Annotated in this window: 26 protein-coding genes; 7 read left to right on the forward strand and 19 right to left on the reverse strand. The window is 71.9% G+C overall.

Annotated features, from left to right (window positions below):
- Window positions 1–92: 92 nt before the first annotated feature.
- The 6 genes from ABTY15_RS27715 to ABTY15_RS27740 all read right to left on the reverse strand — a co-directional run bounded on the left by ABTY15_RS27715 (window position 93) and on the right by ABTY15_RS27740 (window position 9,588).
- Window positions 93–1,925 (reverse strand): sensor histidine kinase, encoded by a 1,833-nt coding sequence (locus ABTY15_RS27715; RefSeq protein ID WP_502893606.1) that lies wholly within the window; start codon window positions 1,923–1,925, stop codon window positions 93–95.
- Window positions 1,926–1,971: 46 nt separating this feature from the next.
- Window positions 1,972–5,466 (reverse strand): thiol reductant ABC exporter subunit CydD, encoded by a 3,495-nt coding sequence (cydD, locus tag ABTY15_RS27720; protein WP_350601143.1) that lies wholly within the window; start codon window positions 5,464–5,466, stop codon window positions 1,972–1,974.
- 4 nt (window positions 5,467–5,470) lie between these two features.
- Window positions 5,471–6,496, reverse strand: a complete 1,026-nt coding sequence (gene cydB / locus ABTY15_RS27725; protein WP_350601147.1) for a cytochrome d ubiquinol oxidase subunit II — start codon at window positions 6,494–6,496, stop codon at window positions 5,471–5,473.
- A 36-nt stretch (window positions 6,497–6,532) separates the two neighbouring features.
- Window positions 6,533–8,077 carry a cytochrome ubiquinol oxidase subunit I gene (locus ABTY15_RS27730; RefSeq protein WP_350601149.1) on the reverse strand — a complete coding sequence of 515 codons (1,545 nt, stop codon included), beginning with the start codon at window positions 8,075–8,077 and terminating at the stop codon, window positions 6,533–6,535.
- Between the two features lie 375 nt (window positions 8,078–8,452).
- A complete protein-coding gene (locus ABTY15_RS27735; RefSeq protein WP_350601152.1) occupies window positions 8,453–8,836 on the reverse strand; it encodes a VOC family protein in 384 nt (127 codons plus the stop codon).
- Between the two features lie 86 nt (window positions 8,837–8,922).
- Window positions 8,923–9,588 (reverse strand): MOSC domain-containing protein, encoded by a 666-nt coding sequence (locus ABTY15_RS27740; RefSeq protein ID WP_350601156.1) that lies wholly within the window; start codon window positions 9,586–9,588, stop codon window positions 8,923–8,925.
- Window positions 9,589–9,654: 66 nt separating this feature from the next.
- On the opposite strand from ABTY15_RS27740, the gene ABTY15_RS27745 reads away from it, so the two are divergent.
- Window positions 9,655–10,440 carry a nucleotidyltransferase domain-containing protein gene (locus ABTY15_RS27745; RefSeq protein ID WP_350601158.1) on the forward strand — a complete coding sequence of 262 codons (786 nt, stop codon included), beginning with the start codon at window positions 9,655–9,657 and terminating at the stop codon, window positions 10,438–10,440.
- A gap of 9 nt (window positions 10,441–10,449) precedes the next feature.
- On the opposite strand, the gene ABTY15_RS27750 is transcribed toward ABTY15_RS27745, so the two are convergent.
- The 7 genes from ABTY15_RS27750 to ABTY15_RS27780 form a co-directional block, all read right to left on the reverse strand.
- Window positions 10,450–11,814 carry an oxygenase MpaB family protein gene (locus ABTY15_RS27750; protein WP_350601160.1) on the reverse strand — a complete coding sequence of 455 codons (1,365 nt, stop codon included), beginning with the start codon at window positions 11,812–11,814 and terminating at the stop codon, window positions 10,450–10,452.
- Window positions 11,815–12,120: 306 nt separating this feature from the next.
- A complete protein-coding gene (locus ABTY15_RS27755) occupies window positions 12,121–13,086 on the reverse strand; it encodes an LAETG motif-containing sortase-dependent surface protein (RefSeq protein WP_350601163.1) in 966 nt (321 codons plus the stop codon).
- A 181-nt stretch (window positions 13,087–13,267) separates the two neighbouring features.
- Window positions 13,268–13,981, reverse strand: a complete 714-nt coding sequence (locus ABTY15_RS27760) for a hypothetical protein (protein ID WP_350601165.1) — start codon at window positions 13,979–13,981, stop codon at window positions 13,268–13,270.
- An 11-nt stretch (window positions 13,982–13,992) separates the two neighbouring features.
- Window positions 13,993–14,622, reverse strand: a complete 630-nt coding sequence (locus ABTY15_RS27765; protein ID WP_502893607.1) for a Uma2 family endonuclease — start codon at window positions 14,620–14,622, stop codon at window positions 13,993–13,995.
- Between the two features lie 225 nt (window positions 14,623–14,847).
- Window positions 14,848–15,822, reverse strand: a complete 975-nt coding sequence (locus tag ABTY15_RS27770; protein ID WP_350601171.1) for an LAETG motif-containing sortase-dependent surface protein — start codon at window positions 15,820–15,822, stop codon at window positions 14,848–14,850.
- A 187-nt stretch (window positions 15,823–16,009) separates the two neighbouring features.
- Window positions 16,010–17,518: a sensor histidine kinase gene (locus ABTY15_RS27775; protein ID WP_350601174.1), complete on the reverse strand. Its 1,509-nt coding sequence runs from the start codon at window positions 17,516–17,518 to the stop codon at window positions 16,010–16,012.
- Between the two features lie 12 nt (window positions 17,519–17,530).
- The gene (locus ABTY15_RS27780; RefSeq protein ID WP_350601177.1) at window positions 17,531–18,283 is read right to left on the reverse strand and encodes a response regulator transcription factor; all 753 of its coding nucleotides are present in this window, start codon (window positions 18,281–18,283) and stop codon (window positions 17,531–17,533) included.
- Window positions 18,284–18,626: 343 nt separating this feature from the next.
- Between ABTY15_RS27780 and ABTY15_RS27785 the strand changes: the two genes are divergently transcribed.
- Entirely contained in the window at window positions 18,627–19,424 is a 798-nt protein-coding gene (locus tag ABTY15_RS27785) for a hypothetical protein (RefSeq protein WP_350601180.1), read from the forward strand.
- 117 nt (window positions 19,425–19,541) lie between these two features.
- On the opposite strand, the gene ABTY15_RS27790 is transcribed toward ABTY15_RS27785, so the two are convergent.
- Window positions 19,542–20,015: a carboxymuconolactone decarboxylase family protein gene (locus tag ABTY15_RS27790; protein ID WP_350601184.1), complete on the reverse strand. Its 474-nt coding sequence runs from the start codon at window positions 20,013–20,015 to the stop codon at window positions 19,542–19,544.
- A 182-nt stretch (window positions 20,016–20,197) separates the two neighbouring features.
- Window positions 20,198–20,644: a hypothetical protein gene (locus ABTY15_RS27795; RefSeq protein WP_350601186.1), complete on the reverse strand. Its 447-nt coding sequence runs from the start codon at window positions 20,642–20,644 to the stop codon at window positions 20,198–20,200.
- 345 nt (window positions 20,645–20,989) lie between these two features.
- Here ABTY15_RS27795 and ABTY15_RS27800 point away from each other — a divergent pair, with 345 nt between their 5' ends.
- Together ABTY15_RS27800 and ABTY15_RS27805 are read left to right on the forward strand one after the other, a co-directional pair.
- Window positions 20,990–21,580, forward strand: a complete 591-nt coding sequence (locus tag ABTY15_RS27800) for a COG4315 family predicted lipoprotein (protein ID WP_350601188.1) — start codon at window positions 20,990–20,992, stop codon at window positions 21,578–21,580.
- 5 nt (window positions 21,581–21,585) lie between these two features.
- Window positions 21,586–22,152: a DUF6529 family protein gene (locus ABTY15_RS27805; RefSeq protein WP_350601192.1), complete on the forward strand. Its 567-nt coding sequence runs from the start codon at window positions 21,586–21,588 to the stop codon at window positions 22,150–22,152.
- Window positions 22,153–22,253: 101 nt separating this feature from the next.
- On the opposite strand, the gene ABTY15_RS27810 is transcribed toward ABTY15_RS27805, so the two are convergent.
- From ABTY15_RS27810 to ABTY15_RS27825, 4 genes are all read right to left on the reverse strand, one after another.
- Window positions 22,254–22,652 carry a hypothetical protein gene (locus ABTY15_RS27810; RefSeq protein WP_350601195.1) on the reverse strand — a complete coding sequence of 133 codons (399 nt, stop codon included), beginning with the start codon at window positions 22,650–22,652 and terminating at the stop codon, window positions 22,254–22,256.
- A 119-nt stretch (window positions 22,653–22,771) separates the two neighbouring features.
- Complete coding sequence (locus ABTY15_RS27815; RefSeq protein ID WP_350601212.1) at window positions 22,772–22,972, reverse strand: DUF397 domain-containing protein; 201 nt, start codon at window positions 22,970–22,972, stop codon at window positions 22,772–22,774.
- Between the two features lie 100 nt (window positions 22,973–23,072).
- Window positions 23,073–23,273: a DUF397 domain-containing protein gene (locus tag ABTY15_RS27820; RefSeq protein ID WP_350601196.1), complete on the reverse strand. Its 201-nt coding sequence runs from the start codon at window positions 23,271–23,273 to the stop codon at window positions 23,073–23,075.
- A gap of 1 nt (window position 23,274) precedes the next feature.
- On the reverse strand, window positions 23,275–24,132 hold the full coding sequence (locus ABTY15_RS27825) for a helix-turn-helix domain-containing protein (RefSeq protein ID WP_350601199.1): 858 nt from the start codon (window positions 24,130–24,132) through the stop codon (window positions 23,275–23,277).
- A 264-nt stretch (window positions 24,133–24,396) separates the two neighbouring features.
- On the opposite strand from ABTY15_RS27825, the gene ABTY15_RS27830 reads away from it, so the two are divergent.
- From ABTY15_RS27830 to ABTY15_RS27840, 3 genes are read left to right on the forward strand one after another with little or no spacing between them, the layout of a single operon-like run.
- Window positions 24,397–24,759: an ATP-binding protein gene (locus ABTY15_RS27830; protein WP_350601201.1), complete on the forward strand. Its 363-nt coding sequence runs from the start codon at window positions 24,397–24,399 to the stop codon at window positions 24,757–24,759.
- A complete protein-coding gene (locus ABTY15_RS27835; protein WP_350601203.1) occupies window positions 24,756–25,004 on the forward strand; it encodes a hypothetical protein in 249 nt (82 codons plus the stop codon). The genes ABTY15_RS27830 and ABTY15_RS27835 overlap by 4 nt, the downstream gene beginning before the upstream one ends.
- Window positions 25,004–25,132, forward strand: a complete 129-nt coding sequence (locus ABTY15_RS27840) for a hypothetical protein (protein ID WP_350601205.1) — start codon at window positions 25,004–25,006, stop codon at window positions 25,130–25,132. Before ABTY15_RS27835 ends, ABTY15_RS27840 begins: the two co-directional genes overlap by 1 nt.
- Window positions 25,133–25,252: the final 120 nt, after the last annotated feature.

Here is a 25,252-nt window from a genome sequence, read left to right on the forward strand (position 1 = left end):
GTAGTCGGAGGTCCGCTGGTCGCGCGGGTCGCCGAAGATCCGCGCGGTCGGCCCGGCCTCGACGATCCGGCCCGAGCCCTGCTGAACGCCGTTCAGAGCCGGGCCGTCCAGCGCACCATCGTGCCCTTCCCGTACGGCCCGACCTCGTGCCAGGCGTCGCCGCCGAGCACCTCGGCCCGCCGGGTCAGGTTGAGCAGACCGCTGCGCCGGCCGCCCTCCGGGATGCCGATCCCGTCGTCCGTGACGGTCAGCAGCACCCCCGGCCGCCCGACCCGGTCCGGCGACTCCGGGTCGCCGCCCACCGGCCGCCCGGCATCGCCCAGGTGGACGGTCGCGTCGACCTCGACACCGACCCGGGAGGCCCGCGCGTGCCGGGCCGTGTTGGACAGCATCTCCCGTAGGGCCGCCAGGAGTTGGCGCCCGGTCTTCTCCCCGACCAGGCTCTCCACCGGCCCGACGAAGCTCACGCTCGGCTTGAAGCCGAGGGCCGCCGCGGCCTGGCTGGCCTCCCGCAGCACCCGGGTGCGCAGGGTGTCCGGTGCGTCGCCGTGGTTGTCGTGCTGGAGGGCGTAGATGGTGGTGCGGACCTCCTGGATGGTGGCGTCCAGCTCGTCCACGGCCTTGCCGATGCCGACCTTCACCTCCGGCACCACGCTGCGCCGGGCGGCGCTCTCCAGCATCATCCCGGTGGCGAACAGCCGCTGGATCACCAGGTCGTGGAGGTCCCGGGCGATCCGGTCGCGGTCCTGGAAGACGGCGAGGCGCTGCTGGTCGCGCTGGCCCTCGGCGAGCCGCAGGGCGAGCGCGGCCTGCGAGGCGAAGGTCCCGGCGAGCTGCTTCTCGGCCTCGGTGAACGGTACGGCGCCGCGCGGGCGCCAGACGCAGAGCCCGCCGAGCACCCGCCCGGCGGAGACCATCGGCACGGCCATGGACGGGCCGAAGTTGCGGGCCAGCCGGATCACCACGGTCGGGTCGCTGGACATGTCGTCCAGGTAGACGCTCTCCCCCTCCAACAGCCGGGCCGCGAAGCTGTGTTCGGGCAGCAGTTCGCCGCGGACGAAGTCGGCCGCCTCGCCGGAGGCGTGCGCGACCCGCATCTGCCCGTACTGTCCGCGGCCGTCGTCCGCGGGCTCGGTCGGCAGCAGGATCATGCCGAGCGCGGCGTCCGCCAACTCCCGCACCTGCTCGGCGGCGACGGTCAGCGCGGCCTCGGCCTGCTCGGCGGAGAGCAGCGCGGTGGTGACGGCGGCGGCGCCGGCGATCCAGCGCTCGCGGCGCCGCCCCTCCTCGTACAGCCGGGAGTTCTCGATGGCGACGCCGGCGGCCGCGGCCAGCGCGTGCACCACCTGCTCGTCCTCGGGCGTGAAGGCGCCGCCGCCCTTCTTCTCGGTGAGGTAGAGGTTGCCGAAGACCTCTTCGCGGACCCGGATCGGCACCCCGAGGAAGGTCCGCATCTCCGGGTGGTGCGGCGGGAATCCGGAGGAGCGCGGGTCGGCGCCGAGGTCGACCAGGCGCAGCGGCTCGGGGCGGTCGATGAGCACGCCGAGGATGCCGCGCCCGGCGGGCAGTTCGCCGATCGCGGCGGCGGTCGGGTCGTCGATGCCGACGTGGATGAAGTCGGCCAGGCCGGTCCCCCCGGGGGCGATCACCCCGAGCGCCGCGTACCGGGCGTCGACGAGTTCGGCGGCGCCGGTGGCGATCCGGTGCAGGGTGGCGTGCAGGTCGAGCCCGGCGCCGATCGAGACCACGGCCTCCAGCAGCCGCTGCATCCGGTCGGTGACCGCGGCGGCGGACTGGAGGCGTTCCGCGACCTCGGTGACCAGGGTGTCCAGGCCGAGCGAGGCGATCTCGGGCACCCGGTGGGGGGTCGGCTCGGGGGCGGGGGCCTCCGGGGCGGCAGCGGGGCGGTCTGGCGTGGGGTCCATGGAGCCGAGCCTAGTTTGTACGGTTTTCCCCCGAAGGGCGGCGCGACTACGCGCCCGCCCCCACCGGCTCCAGCCGCCCGTCCGCCTCCCGCTCCCGCCGCCACATCGCGTGCAGCCGGCCCTGCTCGTCGGCCAGCAGCTCCGACCAGCGGCCGCGCTCGACGACCCGGCCGCCGTCCAGCACCAGCACCTCGTCAACCGTGCCGTCGTCCAGCCCGGCCAGCCGGTGGGTGATCAGCACGGTGCTGCGGCCCTCGGTGGCGGCCAGCAGGTCGGCGGTGAGGGCGTCCGCGGTGGGCAGGTCGAGGTGTTCGGCGGGCTCGTCCAGGACGAGCACCGGGAAGTCGGCGAGCAGCGCCCGGGCGAGCGCGAGCCGCTGCCGCTGGCCGCCGGAGAGGCGGGCGCCGTGCTCGCCGACCATGGTGTCCAGGCCGTCGGGCAGCCGCTCGGTCCACTCCAGCAACCGGGCGGCGGCCAGGGCCGCGCGCAGCTCGTCCTCGTCGGCTCCCGGGCGGGCGAGACGCAGGTTCTCCCGCAGCGAGCTGTCGAAGACGTGGGCGTCCTGCGCGCAGAGACCGATCACCCGGCGGACGTCCTCGCCGGCCAGCGCGCGGCTGTCCACAGCCTGTGGACGACCGGCGGCGAAGGTGACGGTCCCGGCCCCCGGCTCCAGGAAGCGCAGCAACGCCTGGGCGAGGGTGGTCTTGCCGGAGCCGGACGGGCCGACCACGGCGATCCGCCGCCCGGGGGCGAGGTCCAGGTCCACCCCGGCGAGCGCGTCCACGGCCTGCCCGGGGTACCGGACGGTCAGCCCGCGCACCGCGACCGGCAGCGGCCGCGCCGGCAGCGGCACGGGGGCAGCGGGTTCGGTGACCGGGGACGCCGCCCCCAGCACCTCGTCCAGCCGCGCCTGCGCGGCCAGGCTGCGCTGGCGGGCCTGGACGGCGAGCGGCATCCCGGTGACGGCCTCGAAGGCGGCCAGCGGGGTCAGCACCACCAGGGCCAGGCAGACCGGCGCGAGCGCGCCGCCGCGCACCCCCTGGATGCCGACGGCCGCCGCGCCGGTCACGGTCAGCCCGGTGAGCAGCGCGACCAGCCCGGTACCGAGCGCGGTGGTGGCGGCCGAGCGGGCGGCCAGCCGGGTCAGCGCCTCGTCGGCGGTCCGGACGGCGGCCAGTCGGCCGGGCAGCGCGCCGGCCACGGTGAGTTCGGCGGTGCCGGTGAAGGCGTCGACGACGGTGGTGGCGAGCCGGCCGCGCGCCGGGGCCTGCCGCCGCTCGGCGCCCGCCGACCAGCGGGCGGCCAGCGCGGGCACCACCGCGCCCGCGAGCAGCAGCCCGAGGCCGAGCACCAGCCCGGCGGCGGGCAGGAAGGCGCCGACGGCCACGGTCGCGGCCAGCGACACCACGCCCGCGACGGCGGCCGGCAACCGCCAGCGCAGGTAGTGGTCCTGGATCGCGTCCACGTCGGCGACCAGCCGGGAGAGCAGGTCGCCGCGCCGGAAGGCGGGCAGCCCGGCCGGGGCGAGCGCACCGAGCCGCCGGTAGACGGCGGCCCGGACGGTGCCGAGGGTGCGCAGCACCGCGTCGTGCGAGACCAGCCGCTCGGCGTACCGGAAGACGCTGCGGCCGATGCCGAAGGCCCGCACCGAGGTGACGGCCATCATCAGGTAGAGCACCGGCGGCATCTCGGAGGCGTAGGAGATGAGGTAGCCGGAGGTGGCCATCAGCGCGACGGCGCAGCCGAGGGCCAGCGCGCCGAGCAGGATCGACAGCGCCAGCCTCGGCCTGGCACCGGTCGCCCCGGTGGGCTCGTCCTCGATCACCGTGGCGGGCACCGGCCGCCCGCTGTGCGCGAGCCGCGGGGTGACGCGCCCGCTCGCCTCCGGAGCAGGACCCGCCAGCCGGACCCGCTCGTCCGCCGCCGCCAGCAGCGCGGGTCGGTGCGCGACCAGCAGCACGGTGCGCCCCGGGTCGGCGGCCAGCGCCCGGACGGTGTCCACCACCGCGGCCTCGGAGGCGCCGTCCAGGTGGGCGGTGGGCTCGTCGAGCAGGACCAGCGGCCGGTCGTCGGCGAGCAGCACCCGGGCGAGGGCGAGCCGCTGCCGCTGCCCGGCGGAGAGCCCGGCGCCGTCCTCGCCGAGCCGGGCGTCCAGCGCGGGGACGAAGTCGAGCGCGTGCGCGGCCCGCAGCGCCGCCCACAGCTGCTCGTCGCCGGCCTCCGGCCGGTAGAGCCGCAGGTTCTCGGCGACCGTCCCGGCGAACAGGTGCGGGTGCTGCGGCACCCAGGCGATCTGCCGCCGCCAGCTCGCCGGCTCCAGCTCGGCCAGGTCGTACGTCCGCCCGTCGGCGGCGGTGATCCGGACGGTGCCGGCCTCCGGCGCGACGAGACCGAGCAGGACGGCGAGCAGGGTGGACTTGCCGGCGCCGCTGGGGCCGGTGAGCGCGACGGTGGCACCGGGGCGCAGGGTCAGCGCGGCGCCGTCCAGCGCGGCCTCGGTCCGCCCGGGGTGGCGGACGACCAGGCCGTCCACCGCGACGACCGCCCCGGCGAGGGCGGGCGCCGGCACCGTACCGGCGGCGGGCAGCGGGGTCTCCAGCACCTGGAAGATGCCGTCCGCCGCCGTCAGCCCCTCGACGCTGGAGTGGTAGAGCGCGCCGACCTGGCGGATCGGGAAGTACACCTCGGGGGCGAGGATCAGGATCAGCAGCCCGGTCTCCAGGTCGAGCGTGCCGTCCACCAGCCGGAAGCCGATGGAGACCGCGACCAGCGCGACGGAGAGGGTGGAGAGCAGCTCCAGCGCGAAGGAGGAGATGAAGGCGATCCGCAGGGTGCGCAGGGTGGCCCGGCGGTAGTCGGCGGTGATCCGGGCGATGGTGGCGGCCTGGACGCGGGCCCGGTTGAAGACCTTGAGGGTGGGCAGCCCGGCCACCACGTCGAGGAAGTGGTGCGAGAGCCGGGCCAGGGTGTCCCACTGCCGGTCCATCCGGGCCTGGGTGGCCATCCCGATCAGCACCATGAACAGCGGGATGAGCGGCAGCGTCCCGGCGATGATCGCGGCCGAGGTGAGGTCGGCACCGAGGATCCGCAGCAGCACGATCACCGGGACGACCACGGCGAGCGCCAACTGCGGGAGGTAGCGGGCGAAGTAGTCGTCCAGGGCGTCGACGCCCCGGGTGGCGAGGGTGGTGAGTTCGCCGGTGCGCCGGCCCGCCAGGTAGGCCGGGCCGAGCGCGGTGGCGTGGTCGAGCAGCCGGCGCCGCAGGGTGGACTTCACCCGGGCGACGGACCGGTGCGCGGTGAGTTCGGTGAGCCAGCCGACCAGCCCGCGGCCGACCGCGGTCAGCGCGAGCAGCACCAGCGGGGTGCTCAACTCGCCGATTCCGGCCTGCTGCTGGAAGGCGCGGACGACGATCTCGGCGATCAGTCCGGCCTGCGCGACCACCAGGGCCGCGCCCGCCGCGCCGAGCAGCACGGAACCGGCGAGGAAGGCCCGGGTGGTGCGGGCGTACCCGAGGAGTCGGGGGTCGACGGGCTTCACGGCGTCAGGCCTGGTCGAGTGCGGCCGCCGGGTCGTGCCCGGGGATGTGCTGGACGCCGATGCGCTTGCGGAACACCCAGTACGTCCAGCCCTGGTAGAGCAGCACGAGCGGGGTGAACACGGCGGCCACGACCGTCATCAGCTTCAGCGTGTACGGCGAGGACGCGGCGTTGCCGACGGTCAGGCTCCAGGCCGGGTTCAGGGTGGACGGCATGACGTTCGGGAAGAGCGCCAGGAAGAGCATCGCCACCGCGGCCACGACGGTCGCGCCCGAGAGGACGAACGCCCAGCCCTCGCGGCCCAGTTGGTTGGCCACCAGCGCGCCGACCAGGGCGAGCACGGCGACGGCCAGCGCGACGAGGCTGCGCCCGTTGCCGCTGTCGTGCTGGGTCCAGATCAGGAAGGCCAGCGCCAGCACCGCCGTCACCACACCGACGCCGAGCGCCGCCCGGCGGGCCCGCTCGCGGATGTCGCCGACCGTCTTGAGCGCGGCGAACACCGCGCCGTGGAAGGTGAACAGGCTGAGCGTCACCAGCCCGCCGAGCAGCGCGTACGGGTTGAGCAGGTCGCCGAGGCCGCCCACGTAGTTCTTCTGCGCGTCGATGTCGACGCCGCGCACGATGTTGGCGAAGGCCACGCCCCAGAGGAAGGCCGGGATCAGCGAGGTCCAGAAGATGGCCTCCTCCCAGTTCCGCTGCCAGCGCGCGCCGGAGCGCTTGGCCCGGTACTCGAAGGCCACGCCGCGCACGATCAGGCAGACCAGGATCGCCAGCAGCGGAAGGTAGAAGCCGCTGAACAGCGTCGCGTACCAGTCCGGGAAGGCCGCGAAGGTCGCGCCGCCGGCGGTCAGCAGCCACACCTCGTTGCCGTCCCAGACCGGGCCGATGGTGTTGATCAGCACCCGTCTCTCGGCGGTGTCGCGGGCGAGCGGCTTGGTCAGGATGCCGATCCCGAAGTCGAAGCCCTCCAGGAAGAAGTAGCCGATCCACAGGACCGCGATCAGCACGAACCAGACGTCGTGGAGTTGCATGTCAGATCCTCAGTTCCGCAGGGGTCCCGGTGGGCGTCAGTACGCGAAGGCGAGCGGCTTGTCGGCGTCCTCGCCCGAGGACGGGCCGCGCAGCGACGGGTCCTCGGCGGGCGGCCGCTCGGTCACCACCGGGCCGGCCTTGGCGTACTTGACCAGCAGCCGGACCTCGACCACGGCGAGGATCGCGTACAGCACGGTGAAGGTGGTGAGCGCCCCGATCTGGGTGCCGACGCCGACGTTGGGGGAGACGGCGTTGGCGGTGGTCATCAGCCCGAACACGGCCCAGGGCTGGCGGCCCATCTCGGTGAACACCCAGCCGAAGCTGTTGGCGATCAGCGGGAAGCCCATGGTCAGGATGCCGATCCGCCAGCTCCACTTGGTGAGGAACGGGCCGAGCTCGCGCCTGGGGGTGAGCATCAGCCGGGGCACCTCGGTCTCGCCGGTGCGGAACTCGGGGGCCAGGAAGCGCTTCTTCCGGGTGGTCCAGAGCCCGATCACGCCGGCCACGAAGGAGGTCATCCCGAAGCCGATCATGAGGCGGAAGCCCCAGTAGGTGACGAAGATGCTCGGGATGTAGTCCTTGGGGTCGCCGCCGTACTTGGCGGCCTCGGCGTTCGCGGTGTCGTTGATGCCGGGGACGGCGGAGCTGAAGTCGCTGTTGGCGAGGAAGGACAGTATCCCCGGGATCTCCAGCTCGACCGAGTTGTGACCCTTGCTGACGTCACCGACCGCGAAGATCGAGAACGGCGCGGGGGACTGGGTGTCCCACAGGGCCTCGGCGGCGGCCATCTTCATCGGCTGCTGCTCGAACATGACCTTGGCGAGCGAGTCGCCGCTGAGCGCGGTGCCCAGGCCGAACACGACCGCGAGCACCAGGCCGAGCCGCAGCGAGGTGCGCATCACGGCGGTCTTCTTCGGGTCTGCGGTCTCCGGCTTGCGCTTGGCCTTCCAGAGGTGGAAGGAGGCGATGCCGACCATGAAGGCCGCGCCGGTGAGGAAGGCGGCGGTCAGGGTGTGCGCGACGACGGTGAGGGTGGTGTTCTGGAACAGCACCTTGGCGATGTCGGTGAGCTGCGCCTTGCCGGTGACCGGGTCGATCGCGTAGCCGACCGGGTGCTGCATCCAGGAGTTGGCGGCGAGGATGAAGTAGGCGGAGAGCACGGTGCCCAGCGCCACCATCCAGATGCAGGCGCAGTGCAGCTTCTTCGGCAGCTTGTCCCAGCCGAAGATCCACAGGCCGATGAAGGTGGACTCGAAGAAGAAGGCGATCAGCGCCTCCATCGCGAGCGGGGCGCCGAAGACGTCGCCGACGAAACGGGAGTAGTCCGACCAGTTCATGCCGAACTGGAATTCCTGCACGATGCCGGTGACCACGCCCATGGCGATGTTGATGAGGAAGAGCTTTCCCCAGAACTTGGTGGCGTGGAAGTACTTCTCCTTGTCCGTCCGCACCCAGGCGGTCTCCAGTCCGGCCACGACGGCGGCCAGGCTGATGGTGAGCGGAACGAAGAGGAAGTGGTAGACGGTGGTGATGCCGAATTGCCATCGCGCGATGGTCTCGTGAGCGATTGCCAGTTCCACGTCGCCCTCTCTCCAACCGGCCCTTGAATGGGCATGTTTCGGACAAACTTCATCTATAGCCGTAGACCGCTGCCTAACCGCGCAAGCTTGTCCGCTTGTGAACGTGAACACGTTCACAAGGAGCAGTATCCATCATCCTTACGAGGGAATCGCAGGCGGGGTGGGATTGGACGGCGGTGGCCGTGCGAAGGCGGTGTGGCGGCGGTGCGGGGCGGTGCGCACAGTCTGCGGAGCCGTCCACGGCCACGACAACGAACGTCCGGGCAGCCGTCGGCGCGATCTTGGACGTACCGGCACTTGACACGGCGGTGCCCCGCGCCATCAGCGACGACGCGGGGCAGAACGACGGACGCTACGCCTCAGCGGCTCCGGTACTCAGTGGCTCCCGTACGGCCGGGTGATGATCTCCATCCCGTGCCCGGCCGGGTCGAGGAAGTACAGCCCCCGGCCGCCGTGGTGGTGGTTGATCTCCTCCGGGTGCTCCATCCGCGGATCGGCGAAGTACCGGACGCCGTCCGCCTCGATCCGGGCGAAGGCCGCGTCGAACTCCTCGTCCGAGACGAGGAACGCGTAGTGCTGCGGGACGATCGACTCCGGCGGAACGCTCGCGAAGTCGAGGGTGACCCCGTTGTCGGTGGCCACCGGGACGAACGGCCCCCACGGGGTGCCGACCTCAAGCCCGAGGATCCCCGCCAGGAACTCGGCGGACTCCCGGTTGTCCCGGGCGGAAACGATGGTGTGGTTGAACTGGACTGCCATGTGCGGAATGCCTCCGTAAGGCACTCACGGGCTACCTCCATGCCTCACCCAGCCGGTGACCGACACGCGATGCCGTACCGCCGATCCTAGGCTCCGACCCGGCGGCGCACCAGGTCCTTGATCTCCTCCGGGAGCGCCTCGGCCGCCAACAGGCTTGGCAACAGCTCCGGTTCGGTGGTCACCGCGCGGAACGACCGGGCCACCGTGACATCGTGGGACGGCCGGTGCACCACCTCGACGGCGTCCCCGGCGCGCAGTTCGCCCGGCTCGATCACCCGCAGGTAGGCGCCCGGCAGCGCCGCCTCGGTGAAGCGGCGGATCCAGCCGTCCCGTTCCAGCCAGCCCTGGAAGGTGCCGCACGGCACCCGCGCGCAGGACACCTCCAGCACCACGTCCGGACCGATCCGCCAGCGCTCGCCGATCAGCGCGCCGTTCACGTCCAGGCCGAGCGTGGTCAGGTTCTCCCCGAACGAGCCGTTGCCGAGCTCCCGGCCCAGCTCGTCCTGCCAGCCGTCCAGGTCCTCCCGGGCGTAGGCGTACACCGCCTGGTCGTCGCCGCCGTGGTTCTTGACGTCGAACACCCGGTCCCCCGCCAGCCCGACCGCACCCGTCCCCGGCACCCCCGGCGCGGACACCGCGACCGGACCGACCACCGGGCGCTTGTCGATCCCCGTCAGGCCGACGCCCCGCTTCCACGGGTTCGGCCGGGGCCTGCCGATGTTGACCGAGAGCACCTGCGCGGACACGTCCATACCCCGACGGTACGGCGGCCGGAAATTCCGGGCGAACGGATTACCGTCCGTGCCAGACTCGCGCGCATGCGGACGATCGTCGCGGAGATGGCCGAGCGGCTGGCCCGGGTGCCCGGAGTGGTCGGGGTGGCCCTCGGCGGCAGCCGCGCCCGCGGCGCACACCGGACGGACTCCGACTGGGACCTCGGCGTCTACTACCGCGGCGAAGTCGACCTCGCCGCCCTGCGCGCGCTGGCCGGCCCCGGGGTCGAGGTCGCCGGCCCCGGCGACTGGGGGCCATGGGTCAACGGCGGTGCCTGGCTCACCGTTGGCGGCGTCGCCGTCGACTGGATCCTGCGCGACCTCGACCGGGTCGAACGGGTCTGGGCCGACTGCCGGGAGGGCCGCTACGAGGTCGGCGTCCAGGTCGGCCACCCGCTCGGCTTCTGGTCCCCCTGCTACGCCGGTGAGCTCGCCCTCGGCCGCCTGCTCGCCGACCCCACCGGGGAGTTGACGACACTCCGGGCCGGCATGGCGGTCTACCCGGAGGCCCTGCGCACCGCGCTCACCGCCGCCGCCTGGGAGGCCGACTTCCTCACCGCGGGCGCCGTCAAGGGCGCCGCCCGCGGCGACGTCCTGTACGTCTCGCTCAGCCTCTCCCGCGCCATCGGCATCCTGGTGCAGGCCCTGCACGCCGACGCCCGCCGCTGGTGCCTCAACGAGAAGGGCGCACTCGCCGCCACCCCACCCTGGTTCGCCCACCGAGCCGAGGCCCTGCTGACCGCCCTCGGCCCCGACCCCGCCGCACTGACCGCCACCGTGACCGAGGCCCGCACCCTGGTCGCCGACACCATCGCGGCGCTCCGGGAGTGACGGTCGTGCCTACGCGCGGCCGAGGAGTTGGGTGCCGGGCGTGGAGTCGGCGCGGGCCGTGAAGAACTCGGTGAAGCCGTGCAGGAACTCCTCCACGGTGATCCGCCCGTCCCCGTCGACGTCCAACTGGCGGAATCCGTGCGAGAGTTCGGCCGGGTGAACGCGCGGGCCGCCGAACACCACCCGGTACTCGTCCGCCTCCAGGAAGCCGCTGCCGTCCGTGTCCGCGGCGGTGAACACCGCCCGCAGCGCGGGCAGCAGCCCCTGTTCCAGGTAGGCCGGATCCCGGTCGCAGCCTGCGACGGTGGCCGCCACGAACTCCTCCCGGCTGACCCGGCCGTCCCCGTTCGCGTCCATCGCCGTGCGCAGTTGCTCCCACCAGCCGTCGAAGGCCCGGTACACCCGCGCCTCGGCGGCCTCGTCCAGCTCCAGCTGCCAGCACACGTTGTGCGCCATCGCCCGCAGGTCGTGCACGGTGATGAAGCCGTCCCCGGTCTGGTCCAGCACCTCGCGGAAGAACCGCTCCAGCCGGGGCCCGCGGGCGTCCCGGCGCGGCGGACGCCACCGGGACGACCCGCGCCGCTCCTCCGGGGACCGGTAGCGCAGCCCGTCCGGCAGGAGCGGGACGACGGCGCCGGCACCCCGGTGCAGCAGCCGGGAGAGCAGCGCGGCCCGCCGCGTCCGGACCAGCCCGAGCCGCTCCCGCACCACCGGTGGCAGGTCCGCGACCGTCAGCGCGGTGACCACCCGGGCCACCACCCCGCGCACCGCCCGCCACCCGGCGTCCCCGAGGAACCGGAGCCGGCGCGGGCACGGCGCCTCGCGCAGGATGTCGTACAGCAGGTAGCGCGCCGCCTCGGTGAACTCCAGCCGCTCGCGGGCGTACCGGGCGAAGTAGCCGGGCAGATCGGCCGCGGTGCGGGGCAGTTCCCCCTCCGGCAGACCGAAGACGGCGACCGCCTCGGTGAACTCGGCGTACACCGCCTCCAGTTGATCGCCGTCGTACGGCTCACCACCGAGGCGCCGCATCGCCACCACGCACTCGAACAGCGTCAGTAGCACCCACGCCCGGGTCGCCGGGTCCCCGGCGTCGTACGGCCGCCCGTCCGGCGCCGTCCCGCTGATCCGCTTGTGCGCCCGCTCCAGCCGCGCGACCTCCCGCCGCAGCGACTCCGCGTCCTGGTAGAACAGCCGCCGTCCACTGCCCAGGGTGTGCTCCACACGCCGCCACGGATGCGCACGGTACGTGGAGTGCTCGCTCATTCCGGCCCCCACCACCGGGTCCGCCGCCTGTAGCACCAGCAACCGCCAGGCGACGAGGACGATCCGCCACTCGGAGAGGTCCCGCCGGAAGGACACCGCGGGCTCAGTCATGACGCTCCCCCGTGAGCGCGGCGTTCCGGGAGGTGGTCGCACTCCTCAGTGGCAGGGGACATACCTCGTCGGTCTCCGCCCGCCTCTGATCAGTGCCCACGGCCGCCTCCTGGTGTCTCGCGTGATCACGAGAACCGTCACACACGGCCGGGCGGCCGAGCGGGTGTACGGCACGGGGTTCACCCGATCGGGGCGTTCCGGGTCCGGAAACAGAACCGCAGGGCAGACCGGGTGGTCTGCCCTGCGGTGTACGGGGTGCGTGGGGTGGTACGCGGCCTCCTCCCGGGCGGGCGCGGACCGGGTGGGTCAGGAGGTGCTGGAGGCCTTGCGGCGGGAGACCCAGAGGGCAGCGGCGCCGAGGCTGAGGGCCAGGCCGGAGCCCAGGGCCAGGTACGGGGTGGCCGGGTTGGCACCGGTCTCGGCGAGCTCGGCCGTCGAACCGGTGGCCGCCGTGGTGGTGGTGACCGCGGTGGTGGCGGAGGTCGTCGACTTCGCCTGGCCGGTCGCCGAGGTCGACTTGGTCGACGCGGTGGTGCTGGTGCTGCTGTTGGTGGTCGTGGCGGCGGCCGCGGTGGTGTCCGAGGCCGGGGCAACGGCGACCGGCTGCTGCACCGGCTGCTCGACCGGCTGCTCCACGGGCTTCTCGGCCGGCTTCTCCACCGGCGGCTCCACCGGCTTCTGGGCAGCGGCCTCACGGGCGTCGGCGAGCGCCTTCTCGGCGGCGGTCTTGGCGGCGGCCGCGGTCTTGACCGCCTCCTGCGCCACGGCGAGCTTGCGGCTCTGGGCGACCCGGGCGTCGTCGAGGTCCGTACGCGCGGCGATCTGCGCGTCCTGGGCGGCCTGGGCGGCGGTGGCCGCGGCCTGGGCGGCGGCGTCGGCCTTCTTCACCCGCTCGGCGGCCGCGGCCTGGTCCTCGGGCTTGGCGGCCGCGAGTGCGGCGTTGGCCTCGGCCAGCTCCTTGTCGGCGGCGGCCTTGTCGGCAGCGGCCTTCACCGCGGCCGCCGCGGCGGCGTCGTACTTGCCCTGGTAAGGCTGGGTGTCGTTCAGGTAGGCCGTGGTCTCGGCCTGGAGCTTGGCTTCGGCGGCGACCGCAGCCTCGTACACCTTGGCGGCGTCGGCGGCGGCCTTCTCCAGCGTGGCGATCGAGGTGTCGCTCTGGGTCTGGGCCACCGGAGCCGACTCCGCGAAGGCGGGGACCGCGGAGAACACTGCTGCGGGCGAGACCACGGCGACAACGACGGCGGCCGACACCAGCGTACGGCGGAGGTTCAATATGACCACTTTCGGGACGAATGGAAAGGCAAAGTCCGTGCTCCGGGCCGTTCTTGACCGCCCGGAGCGAGCTGATCATAGACACGGCGATCTCCACATTCCATTCAGATTCCCGGAACGGTGAAGGAATTGATGAGTCGACAAAGACCGCGAGAACCCGCTGGCCGTTCGCGGGAAATGCTCAGCGCCCCGGCGGGGGAGGCGTAGCCCCGGTCAGCTCCGACCACCGGGCCGACTCGCCTGCGTGGTCGCCGGCCGCCGTCGCCCGGGCCACCGCCTCGGCCTGCGCCGGGGTGGGCTCCCGGCCGTCCCTGGTCAGCAGGGTCAGCGGCCAGCTCGGCGGCTCCTCCGCGACCCCGTCGAACGGGTACCAGCGCCACGGCCCGTCGAACCGCCAGGCCCGGCCCGCCGCATCGGCCACCTCGTCGCCCTCCACCAGCCAGGCGTGGGGGCGGAACAACAGCTCGTACGCGACGGGGATGCCGTCACCGGGGTTCAGGCCCTCGCCCTGGTACTCCAACTCCGGGTGCTGCGACTCCCCGTACGGCAGCACCACCAGCTCCAGCCGCGGCCGGGGCAGCCGGCCGGTCTCCTGCGGCGGGTCGTAGTGCGCGACGTCGATCACCTGGACGACCGTCGGCGGGATCCCCACCCGGCAGACCTCCCCCGCCCGCAGCCGCCCGGGCGCCGGGTCGGTCCGGAACAGCCCGCCGTCCCCGTCCTGGTCCAGCGGCAACGCCACCTGCCCGTTCCACACGATCCAGTCGCAGTCCGGATCGACCTCCCACCACGGCCACTCCACCGCGACGTGGTCGTACCCGAAGCCCGCCACCCTCACCTCGGTGAACGGACACGCCACCCGCAACACGTCCCCCACCCGAAAGCTCTCCCCCATGGCGAACGATCCTAGGACGCCGCGCCACTCCCGACCCGCCGCTCGCCGGTGATCTCCGGCCCGATCACGAACCCCTTGACCGGACCCTCCGGAATCACGGCCTCCTTGCCGTACGGGACACGGGTCGCGGAGGCGTAGGCCCGGCGCTCGGGGTCGGGGCCGGTGAGGATGGTGACGGCTCCGCCGTCGTCGTAGTCGTCGATGATGACGTAGACCGGGATTCCGGCGGCCGCGTAGGCGCGGTGTTTGAGGACGCGGTCGCGACGGCGGTTCTCAGCGCCGGGGGAAACGGTCTCGACGACGAGAGTGACACCGGAAGCGAGCAGGCCCTTGCCGTCCGGGTGGTCGATCGCCTCGATGTCCCTCCGAGCGACGAACACATCAGGGATGAGCACCTTGAACCCGTCAATGACGTTGCAGTCGTTTCCCGGCCGCCAGTCACCGCCGCGCAGGTGAACGAACAGGCCTTCCAGGACCCGGTTGTTGACGTCGAAATGGCGGCTGCTGCCGGTCGGTGACAACGTGATCGTCCCCTCGATGATCTCCGCTCGGAAGCCCTCGGGCACATCCATGGACTTCCACGCCTGCCACAGCTGCTGGTCCAGGTTCACGACGGTCTCCTCGACGACGAGCACGCTCATTGGGACACCTCTTTCCCGTCCAGTGTGATGAGCCTGCGCGAGCTCGCACAAGCAACGGCAGCACGGTCGCACACGACCGAGGGGCCGACCGGGTGAACGGTCAGAGGTTCACTCGATCAGGCGGTTTGAGGGCTGGGGATTGCAAAACCGCAGGGCAGACCGGGTGGTCTGCCCTGCGGCGGGGTGGTACGCGGCCTCCTCCCGAGTGGGCGCGGACCGGGTGGGTCAGGAGGTGCTGGAGGCCTTGCGGCGGGAGACCCAGAGGGCAGCGGCGCCGAGGCTCAGGGCCAGGCCGGAGCCCAGGGCCAGGTACGGGGTGGCCGGGTTGGCACCGGTCTCGGCGAGCTCGGCCGTCGAGCCGGTGGCCGTAGTGGTCGTGGTGGTGGCCGCGGTGGTGCCGGAGGTCGTCGACTTCGCCTGGCTGGTCGACGCGGTCGACGCGGTGGTGGTGCTGGTGCTGCTGTTGGTGGTCGTGGCAGCCGCCGCGGTGGTGTCCGAGACCGGGGCGACGGCGACCGGCTGCTGCACCGGCTGCTCGACCGGCTTCTCCACGGGCTTCTCGGCGGGCTTCTCCACCGGCTGCTCGACCGGCTTCTCCACCGGCTTCTCGACGGCAGCCGCGCGGGCATCCGCGAGCGCCTTCTCCGCGGCGGCCTTCGCAGCGGCCGTGGTCTTGACCGCCTCCTGTGCCTTGGCGACCTTGCGGAGCTCGTCGACCCGGGCGTCGTCCAGGGCCTTGCCGGCGGCGGTCGCGGCGGCCTTGGCCTTGGTCTCCTCGGCGGTGGCGGCGTTGGCGGCGGCGAACGCCTTCTCCATCCACTCCTTGATCTTGGGGCGGTCCTCCTCCTTCGCGGTGCGGTACGCGGCCGAGGCCTCCTCGGCCTCCTTGTCCGCGGCCGCCTTGGCCGCGGTGGCCTTCTCCGCAGCGGCCTGGGCCGCCTTGAGCTGGCCCAGGTAGGGCTCGGAGTTGTTCATGAAGGCCGTGCACGCGGCCTGTTCCGCGGCGTCGGCCGCCACCGCGTCCTGGTACGCCTTGGCGGCGTCGGCGGCCGCCTTCTCCAGCGCGGCGATCGAAGTGTCGTTCTGGGTCTGGGCCGCCGGAGCCGACTCCGCGAAGGCGGGTGCCGCGGAGAACATGGCTGCGGGTGCGATCACGGCGGCGACGAGGGCGGCCGAGACCAGCGAACGGCGGAGTTTCACGAAGACCCCTTTCGGGTCGGTAAAAAGCAAAATGCCGTGGTTCGGGCGAGGGATCACCCGCCCGGCGTCGCCGATCATAGGCACACGGATTCCGCACCCTCCATTCCGGGTCCCGGCAACGAAAGGTCCGTCACATTGCGCGGTTCGCACGGAAATTGACGAGTCGACGGACGAGTCGACGAGCACCCTAGGAAGCCCGGTCGCCGTTGACGGGTAGTTCGACCCGGAATGTGGCCCCTGCGCCCGGCTCGGTGTGCAGACTGAGGGTCCCGCCGTGGGCGCGGGTGAGCGCGGTGGCGATGGCGAGGCCGAGTCCGGCGCCGCCGCCGTCGTGCCGGCTGCGCGAGGCGTCGACCCGGTAGAAGCGGTCGAAGACCCGCTGCGCCTGCTCCTCGGTGAGGCCGGGGCCGGCGTCGGCGACCTCCAGCAGGCAGACCCCGTCGTCGCCGCCGACCCCGATCCGCACCGGGGTGCCGGGCGGGGTGTGCTTGACGGCGTTGCCGACCAGGTTGGTGACCACCTGGCGCAGCCGGGCCTCGTCGCCGAGCACCGGGGCCGCGCCCGGGGCACCGGTGCCGGCCGGGCCGGTGAGCGCGACCGGGCGGCTGGGGTCGAGGGCGGTGAGGTCGTGCAGGGCATCGGCGGCGAGGGTGCGCAGGTCCATCGGGGCGAGGTCGAGCGGGCGTTCCTCGTCGAGCCGGGCGAGCACCAGCAGGTCCTCGACGAGCGCGCCCATCCGGACGGCCTCGCTCTCGATCCGGCTCATGGTGCGCCTGACGTCCCCGTCGGTGGGCAGCGCGCCCATCCGGTAGAGCTCGGCGAAGCCGCGGATGCCGGCCAGCGGGGTGCGCAGCTCGTGCGAGGCGTCGGCGACGAAGCGCCGCATCCGGGCCTCGGATTCGGCGCGGGCGGCGAACGCGGCCTCGATCTGGGTGAGCATCCCGTTGAGCGCGATGGACAGCCGGCCGACCTCGGTGCGCGGGGAGAGTTCCGGCATCCGGTGGGAGAGTTCGCCGGCCGCGATCCGTTCGGCACCGGCCTCGATCCGCCGCAGCGGCCGCAGCCCGGCCCGGACGGCGAAGAAGCCGAGCGCGGCGATCAGCAGCAGCACGGCGCCGCCGATGGCCAGGAAGGAGGTGCGCAGTCTGCCGACGGTGGCGTCGATGTCCTCGCGGGAGACGGCGACCATCACGTAGGTGGGGGTGGCCGAGGGCGAGGCGTACGCGTTGGTGCCGGAGGCGCTGCCGCGGGGCGCCTGGATCGGCAGGACGAGCGCGCGCCACCTGCGGTGGCTCCGCAGTTCGAGCAGGTCGAAGGGGACGTCGAGGGTGATGCGGGCCGGGTCGAGGGCGGCCAGCTGGGGCACCGGGTCGTTGTCCGAGACGGGCTGGCGCAGGGTGGACTGCGCCCGGCCGTCCGGGGTGAGGTACTGCACCAGGTACTGGCTGGGCAGCATGCTGCGCCGGCCGGTGACCACGGGCCGGGCGGGGTCGAGCGTGCCGGTCCGGGCCGGGGCCCGGTGCGACAGCGGCAGCCCGTACCGCTGGAGCTGTTCGTCGAGCTGTTCCACCAGCTGCATCCGGACGGCGCCGAGCACGAAGGTGTCGCTGACCGCGAGCCCGGTGGTGACCAGGGCGAGCGCGAGCACCAGCAGCCGGGCGCGCAGCGACAGCCGGGAGGAGAAGCGGTTGAACACGGGTCGGACCGGTCAGCCCTGCGGGGGCCGGCGCAGCGCGTAGCCGATGCCGCGCACGGTGTGGATCAGCTTGGGGCCGTGGGCGGGGCCGGAGTCGAGCTTGCGGCGCAGGTAGGAGATGTACGACTCGACGATGGAGAGGTCGCCGCCGAAGTCGTAGGCCCAGACGTGGTCGAGGATCTGCGCCTTGGACACCACCCGGCCGACGTTGGCCATCAGGTAGTGCAGCAGCTTGAACTCGGTCGGGGAGAGCGCGACGGGTATGCCGGCCCGGGTGACCTCGTGGGCGACCGGGTCGAGGCTGAGGTCGGCGACGATCAGCCGGCCGTCCTCGGCGGGGCCGCCGGAGCGGCGCAGGATGGCCCGGATCCGGGCGATCAGCTCCTCCAGGCTGAACGGCTTGGTGACGTAGTCGTCCGCGCCCGCGGCGAGGCCCTGCACCTTGTCGCCGACGCCGTCCTTGGCGGTGAGGAAGAGCACCGGGAGGTGGTCGCCGGGGTGGCCGTGCGGGGGCCCGGCGATCTGGCCGCGGGTGGTGCGCTCGCGCAGCTTCTCGACCACGGTGAAGCCGTCGAGGTCGGGCAGCATCACGTCGAGCACGACGAGGTCGGGGCGCTCGGCGGCGATCAGGTCGAGGGCCTCCGTCCCGGAGGCGGCGGAGGCGACCCGGAAGCCGGAGAAGCGGAGGGAGGCGGAGAGCAGCTCGCGGATGTTGGGTTCGTCGTCGACGACGAGGAGGAAGGCCTCACCGGGGCCTCCGGCCACCGCGGAGCCGCCTGATGTGGACACAGTGCCTTGCACGGGGGTTCCGCCTCCCGGTCGGACGATGGCGTTCAGCATGAGGCTAGCCCTCGGAGGCTAAGCGGCATGGATGAATGTTGGATTAACACCTTATCGGTCGGTTTTGGGCGGATGGGCTTGCCGGAGCGGGCTGGATGGTGTGCGCACGGGCCGACGGCCAACGCTGGCAACGGTGTTGGCGATCCTCGGCGATGAGTCACGGCGATGAGCCGGGGGCCCTGCGGGGCGACACCGGCACCTGCTAACCTCGCCCGGTTTCCGTCGGCAGCCACGCCGGCGGGCGAATACGGGGGAGAGGAACGGAAGCATGGCAATCCGCCGGGCGAAGCAGAAGGAACAGGTCGTCGAGAAGCTCTCGCAGGTGGCACCGCCCGGGGAGACGTTCGTCGCGTGCGTGCACGTGGAGACCGGCCCGAGCCCGTGGCTCAACGCGATCTTCGACGAGATCCCGCTGGTCGGCCTGATCGTCGCCCTGACCCGCAGGTTCTACTTCCTGACGCTCACCAACAGCTCCGTGGTGGTCAACACGGCCAGCCGTTGGACCAACCGCCCCGGCGAGGTGGTCGCGGTCTTCCCGCGGCACGCCTTCCCGGTCAGCCGGGTCAAGCGGGCCAGCGTCTGGAGCTCGATGTACCTCCAGCTGCCCACCGACAGCGAGCCGAAGCGCCTGAACATCCACCGCTACTGGCGGGTCGAGCTGGACCAGCTGAGCACGGCGTTCCCGCCCGGATCGATCGACCCGAGCTCGCAGCCGTTCGAGCTGGCGCCGCAGGGGCAGCCGCCGTTCCCGCAGCAGCAGCAGCCGTACCCGGCCGCGCAGGGCCAGCCCTTCCCGCAGCAGCAGGCCCAGCCCTACCCGGCGGCGCAGGCGCAGCCGTACCCGCAGCAGCAGGCCCAGCCGTACCCGGCGGCGCAGGCGCAGCCGTACCCGCAGCAGCAGGCCCAGCCCTACCCGGCGGCGCAGGCGCAGCCGTACCCGCAGCAGCAGCCGTACCCGTACCCGAACCCGCAGCAGGGCGTGCCGACCCCTCCGCCGGCGCCCTACGCGGGGCAGCCGGGCCAGCCCGGCCAGCCGGGCTACGGGGCGAACCCGTACGCGAGCTGACCGCCCCGCCCCTGGCGAGAGCGCAGGAAGTCGGCCCGGCCGACTTCCTGCGCTCTTCGCTGCCCCACAGCGGATCCACCCGCTGAGACTCCGGCCCGGTCAGGCGAACCGGCCCGGTCAGGCGAACTGCCCCGGCTGGTAGTCGCCGGCGGGCATGCGGGCCATGACGTTCCCGCGGTTGAACGCGTTGATGACGGCGATCAGGCACACCAGCGCCGCCAGCTGCTCCTCGTCGTAGTGCTCGGCGGCGTTCGCCCAGGCCTCGTCCGTCACCCCGCCGGCGCCGTCGGCCAGCCGGGTGCCCTGCTCCGCCAGCTCCAGGGCGGCGCGCTCGGCGTCCGTGAACACCGTGGCCTCCCGCCAGGCCGCGACCAGGTTGAGGCGGGTCGCCTTCTCCCCGGCGTGCACGGCGTCCTTGAAGTGCATGTCGGTGCAGAAGCCGCAGCCGTTGATCTGGCTGGCGCGCAGCTTCACCAGCTCCTGCGTCGCCTGCGGCAGGGTCGAGTCCAGCAGCTGCTTGTTGGCCGCGACGAGGTGCTTGAAGACCTTGCCCATGACCGGGCTGGCGAAGGGGTTCAGGCGGGGTTCCATGGCGCGCTCCCTGGTCGGTCGTTGTCCGCTGTCACCCCGTAAGACAGCGCACCCCGGCGCATCGTGACAGCGACCGGTGTGACGCACGTCTCCCGGCCCGTCCGGGCCCGCCCCACCCGCGAACGCGTCGGTGCCGCCCCGCGATCCGCGAGACGGCACCGACGGTCAGCTCGGGCGACCGGTCAGCAGTTGCCCGAGATCAGCGTGGTCCCGACGTACAGGGCACCCCGCGAGTTGATGTCGACCGTCGAGCCCCCGCGACCCTGGGTGTTCGACGCCCAGGCCGCGAAACCGCCCGGGGTGTAGACGACGAAGTTGCCGTCGCCCTGGTACGTGGCGTGGTTGGCGCCCGACCCGTAGGTGTTCGACGCCCAGCACACCGAACGGCTCTGCGAGCCCTGCGTCGGGTCGCCGTCCCAGCGGTACTCGACCAGGTTGCCGTCCCCCTGCATGATCAACTGGTACCACGTGCTGGTGCCGGTGGTGCCGACGACCGAGTCCCCGACATTGAGGGTCTGCCCGCGGTACAGCGCGCTCGTGACGTTGCTCGCCGAAGCGCTTCCGGACAGACCCACCACGGATGCCGCAGCGATGGCGCCCGCGACGACCACCTTGGTCACCTTGCTCATGGACTTCATGATCCCCATCCCGTCTGGATTCAGCTGCCACGCGTGCCGGTGGCCGGCGTGATCAACATGTCCGTCCGTACACGCATGAAACGCCTGCCGGGCGTGAGACATCGCACACCATCGATCGTCATCGAACGACTGGTCGAAGCATCCGAACTCCCGTAGGGTTCCGCCCCACTGACGACGCGCCCGATCCGCGGAGCGGCCTCCTGGCGCGCCGATCGTCGGCCATCGGGGTTAACGGTCGCCCCTCCGGGCCCACCCTCTGGCGTGCCTGGTGAAGCGGCCGGGCCCGTTCAGGCTGAAGTGGTGGCACCAGTTCCCACCCCGGCCGGAGAGAAGCCCATGAGAAACCCCCGCACGGTCACCGCCACGGTCGCCGTCGCCGCCCTGATCACCGTGGCCTGCGGCGGCTGCTCCAGCAGCAAGACGACGACGGCCCCGGCGACCACCGCATCGAGTGCCCCCGCCTCCGCCTCGGCCTCGGCCACCGCCTCCACCTCGGCCTCCGCTACCGCCTCGGCCACCGCCTCCGCCTCCGCCACCGCAACCGCCGGCGCCAGCGGCACGGGCACCGTGATCGCGGCGGCCACCATCGGCAAGTACCCGAACATCCTGGTCGACGCCCAGGGCAAGACGCTCTACCTGTTCGAGGCGGACACCTCGTCCAGCTCGACCTGCTACGACGCCTGCGCCGCCGCCTGGCCGCCCGCCCTCACCACCGGCGCCCCCACCGCCGCGCACGGCGCCGACCAGGCCAAGCTCTCCACCACCACCCGCAAGGACGGCAAGACCCAGGTCGTCTACAACGGCCACCCGCTCTACTACTTCGAGGGCGACAAGGCCCAGGGCGACACCAACGGCGAGGAGTCCAGCGCCTTCGGTGCCAAGTGGTACGTGATCAACGCCGAAGGCAACAAGGTCGAGGGCGACTGAGCCGGATGGACGACGTCGAGCGGCCGTCCCGCCCCCGGCGGGCCTCCGGCCTCCTATGGGCGTTCCTGCCGGTGGCGGTGACGGCCGGCCTCTACTGGTACGGCCGGGCGCACACCCCCGACTACGCGAGCAGCCTCTTCGGCCGCCGCTTCGACGACGCGAACCAGCTCAAGGCCCAGCTCGGGACCGCCCTGCTGGGCCTCGCCCTGATCCAACTCCTGCTGGCGCTGTGGATGTACGGCCGACTCCCTGGCCTGCGCACCGCACCCCGGTCGGTCCGGACCGGGCACCGGCTGCTCGGCCTCGGGACGTTCCTGCTCTCCCTCCCGATCGCCCAGCACTGCATCACCGCCTACGGCGTGCAACTGACCGACAGCCGGATCGCCCTGCACTCGCTGGCCGGCTGCTTCCTCTACGGCGCCTTCGTCACCAAGGTCATCGTGGTCCGCCACCCCCGCCTCCCCGGCTGGGCCCTGCCCACCGCCGGCGGCGCCCTGATCACCCTGATCGCCCTGCTCTGGTACACCGCCGCCCTCTGGTACCTGAACGGCTACCACGTCCCCGGCCTGTGAGCAGACCCCCGGCGGCCCCTTGCTAAGAGCAAGGGGCCGCCGGAACGAGACGGGCTGAGCGCAGGAAGTCGGTTGGGCCGACTTCCTGCGCTGCTCGGGGTTCAGTTCGGCTTGGGGAAGGCGGCGTTGAGGGTGGAGCTGCGGGTGAGGAAGGCGACGCCGAGGAGGGCCAGGGCGGAGAGGCCCTGGATCACCGCGTACCAGGCCGGGCAGAGGCCGGGGATCAGGTCGACGGCGATGATGGCGATCGGCATGACCGTGGCGAGGGTGCGGAGGCGGTCGAAGGCCTTGTAGGACCCGGCCGAGGCCTGGACGGCCAGGCGGTGGATCAGCGGGGTGATGGCGAGGAGGATGGCGCCCCGGATCCACATGAACGGGGTCGCCTCGTGGCCGGTGAAGGCCATCACGGCCACGACGCCCAGGACGATGGCGCTGATCGCACCGAAGAGCGTGATGCACTTCTTCGCGGTGTCGAAGTGGGCCGCAGTGGTCGTCTCCATGGTTTCTCTCCTCCGTGTCGTGGTGAGAACGACGCTACGGAGAGCCGAACGGGCCGAGTACGGGTCCAGCCACACACCTGGGGTGGGGCTGGACCCACTCCTGCCGCCGGAACGATTCGCTAGGGGGCGGCGATGAGGTGGTCGAACTCGCCGGCTTTCACGCCCTGGAGGAGCGCGGCGAACCCGAGAAGGGTGGTGCGGACGATGACGTCGCCGTCGTCAGACTCGCGGAGTTCGATCGCCCCACGGGTGGCACGGACCTCAACGCAGTCTGCGTTCGAGCCGGAGTAAGTCGACTTCTGCCACGAATGACCGCGCACACTGACCAAGACCTCTCCTGAGTTGGTTGTGGACGAGGGAGTTACGTGTCCATCTACCGGCGGCCCCTTGCGAGAAGCAAGGGGCCGCCGGAACGATTCGTTAGGGGACGGCGGTGAGATGGTCGAACTCGCCCGCCTTCACGCCCTGGAGGAGCGTGGCGAACCTGAGGGGGGTCGTGCGGACGATGACGTCGCCGTCGTCGGACTCACGGAGTTCGATCGCCCCACGGGTGGCACGGACTTCAACACAGGTGTCGCTGGAACTACTGAAGGACGACTTCTGCCAGTGGTCTTGAGACATCTCAGCCTTTCAGGTTCTTGGCCGTGCGGTGGATTAGGTCTCGCGATTCCTCATCGCTGAGGGCAGCCTTATCGATGCGGTTGAAGACCTCGCGGTAGGACTCAAGCTCACCCGGGGCATCGAAGAAGATCGGACCTCGCGATGACTCCACCTCGACCGTGTCGAGCTCGGAGACCTCACCAACGGTGTAGATGGCGCTCTCGACCGGTCCCGGATAGGTGTGAGCAGTAAAGGGGATGACTCGAATCCTTATGTCGTCCCTCAGCGAGTCGTCGATCAGGCTGTGAAGCTGCTCTCGCAGCACATCAGGGCCGCCGAAGCGCGTGAGCAGACTGGACTCGTGTAGATAGGCTTCGAGCTTCTTCTCCGGGCTCTGAAGAACCCTCGTTCTGCGCTCCAGACGGAACGCCGTATGCAGATCAAGCTCGGCGGCAGGGAGGCGAGGGATCCGTCGGCTGAAGATCCCTCGCGCGTAGCCATCTGTCTGCAGAAGCCCGGGCAGAAATGTTGATACAAAGACCCTGATCGTCTCGGCAGCGAAGTCCTCGTGCTCGGCGGATTCTAGAAAGAAGTCGGGGATTTGGTTGCGATAGTTCTCCCACCAGCCCTTCACCTGCACCTCGATGATGCCGATGAGAGCGTCGATGAGCGGCTGATTGTGGCATTCGCACGCCGAGGCGACCTCGCGGAGCCGATCCGGGCTGATGCTGCTCTTCCCGTTCTCCATCTGGGTCACGAGGGCAGGGGTCACCCCAAGCAGACGGGCTAGCTGGCTGCCCCCGAAGCCGGCTTGCTCTCGCATCCTCCGCAGTTCGGCGCCGAGGCGGCGCTGACGAAGGGTTGGGGTCCGAAGGGCCATGGCGTCCTCTCAGCGTGCTGTGGGATCAGTGTGCCGCGCTGCTGGTCGACAGGCCATCTGTCCCCCTGAGGAGGGAACCTCACGGCATCCTCTTAAATTTAAGAGCCAGTGCGCTATGGTCGATGTCACATTGATCCGACGGATCGTCAGCAACGCCTGTTTCCAAGGCAGTAGGCGCCTGCTGCCCTCGCGCCGAAGAGCAACCGTCATCCGGCCTGGCTCACGGCCTCCCCCCTCTCACACCACCGCCTCACGGAGGTTCCCGTGTGTACCCGCAACACCCCCTCGCTCGCCCTCGCCCGGCAGTCTCTGCGGGACGCCCTGACCCGGGCCGGGTGGGACTCCGAGTCCATCTTCAACGCGGAGTTGGCGCTCGCCGAGCTGATCGTCAACGCGTGGCGGCACGGCGCGACCGCCTCGCCCGTCGTCCTGTTCTCCCTGCTCGGTGGCACGCTCCGGGTTTCCGTCTCGGACGAGAGCGACACGTTCCCCGAGCAGCGAATGCCCTCCGGCTTCGCCGAGAGCGGGCGTGGGCTTCAGCTCGTCGAAGGGCTCACCCACCGGTGGGGCGTCGATGCCCAGAAGCGCGGCAAGAGTGTCTGGTACGAGCTGGACTCCGCCGCGTGAACCGCCTTCCCGTCGCTCCGGACGACGTCCGGGTACGTGAGTACACCGAACAGCAAGTCGCCACACTCCTCGGGGAGTTGCGCAGGCGTGGTCGTGCTTACGGGCTGCTCTGGGGGTCGGCTGGGGTCTCCGGGGCCACCATCGAGGGGCGGCTGCTGGTCGACTTCGGGAACGCACCGGTGAGCACTCTGCTCAACCTCCTCCACCTGCTCCGTGACGCCGAGCGGAACGAGGCGTGGGAGTGATGGGGTTCTTCGTCGGGGCGGCCCTCGTCGCCCTCCTCGCGCTCGCGATCGCCACGGTGGCCCTCGGTGTTGTCGCGACGCTGAAGATGCCGCGCCCGGACAACAGCGACCGCGATGAGCAGCGCTGAAACGCGTGAAGGCCCTCGCCCGGGTGGCGAATTCGAAGGGTCGTTGCAACACGTGGTGAGTTGATCAAGCCGCGAGCAGTGTACGCAGGCGCTCGGCTGGAGTTTCCCAGCCGAGCGTTT

The sequence above is a fragment of the Kitasatospora sp. NPDC097643 genome (assembly GCF_040302625.1).
Classification (GTDB): domain Bacteria; phylum Actinomycetota; class Actinomycetes; order Streptomycetales; family Streptomycetaceae; genus Kitasatospora.

Coding starts and splice junctions, on each gene's coding strand:
- ABTY15_RS27805 (WP_350601192.1), top strand. CDS start 21,586: ATGGACGACGTCGAGCGGCCGTCCCGCCCCCGGCGGGCCTCCGGCCTC.
- ABTY15_RS27750 (WP_350601160.1), bottom strand. CDS start 11,814: ATGACTGAGCCCGCGGTGTCCTTCCGGCGGGACCTCTCCGAGTGGCGG.
- ABTY15_RS27740 (WP_350601156.1), bottom strand. CDS start 9,588: ATGGACGTGTCCGCGCAGGTGCTCTCGGTCAACATCGGCAGGCCCCGG.
- ABTY15_RS27735 (WP_350601152.1), bottom strand. CDS start 8,836: ATGGCAGTCCAGTTCAACCACACCATCGTTTCCGCCCGGGACAACCGG.
- ABTY15_RS27800 (WP_350601188.1), top strand. CDS start 20,990: ATGAGAAACCCCCGCACGGTCACCGCCACGGTCGCCGTCGCCGCCCTG.
- ABTY15_RS27760 (WP_350601165.1), bottom strand. CDS start 13,981: ATGGGGGAGAGCTTTCGGGTGGGGGACGTGTTGCGGGTGGCGTGTCCG.
- cydB (WP_350601147.1), bottom strand. CDS start 6,496: ATGCAACTCCACGACGTCTGGTTCGTGCTGATCGCGGTCCTGTGGATC.
- ABTY15_RS27745 (WP_350601158.1), top strand. CDS start 9,655: ATGCGGACGATCGTCGCGGAGATGGCCGAGCGGCTGGCCCGGGTGCCC.
- ABTY15_RS27765 (WP_502893607.1), bottom strand. CDS start 14,622: ATGAGCGTGCTCGTCGTCGAGGAGACCGTCGTGAACCTGGACCAGCAG.
- ABTY15_RS27790 (WP_350601184.1), bottom strand. CDS start 20,015: ATGGAACCCCGCCTGAACCCCTTCGCCAGCCCGGTCATGGGCAAGGTC.
- ABTY15_RS27785 (WP_350601180.1), top strand. CDS start 18,627: ATGGCAATCCGCCGGGCGAAGCAGAAGGAACAGGTCGTCGAGAAGCTC.
- ABTY15_RS27840 (WP_350601205.1), top strand. CDS start 25,004: ATGGGGTTCTTCGTCGGGGCGGCCCTCGTCGCCCTCCTCGCGCTCGCG.
- ABTY15_RS27810 (WP_350601195.1), bottom strand. CDS start 22,652: ATGGAGACGACCACTGCGGCCCACTTCGACACCGCGAAGAAGTGCATC.
- ABTY15_RS27715 (WP_502893606.1), bottom strand. CDS start 1,925: ATGGACCCCACGCCAGACCGCCCCGCTGCCGCCCCGGAGGCCCCCGCC.
- ABTY15_RS27825 (WP_350601199.1), bottom strand. CDS start 24,132: ATGGCCCTTCGGACCCCAACCCTTCGTCAGCGCCGCCTCGGCGCCGAA.
- ABTY15_RS27820 (WP_350601196.1), bottom strand. CDS start 23,273: ATGTCTCAAGACCACTGGCAGAAGTCGTCCTTCAGTAGTTCCAGCGAC.
- ABTY15_RS27795 (WP_350601186.1), bottom strand. CDS start 20,644: ATGAGCAAGGTGACCAAGGTGGTCGTCGCGGGCGCCATCGCTGCGGCA.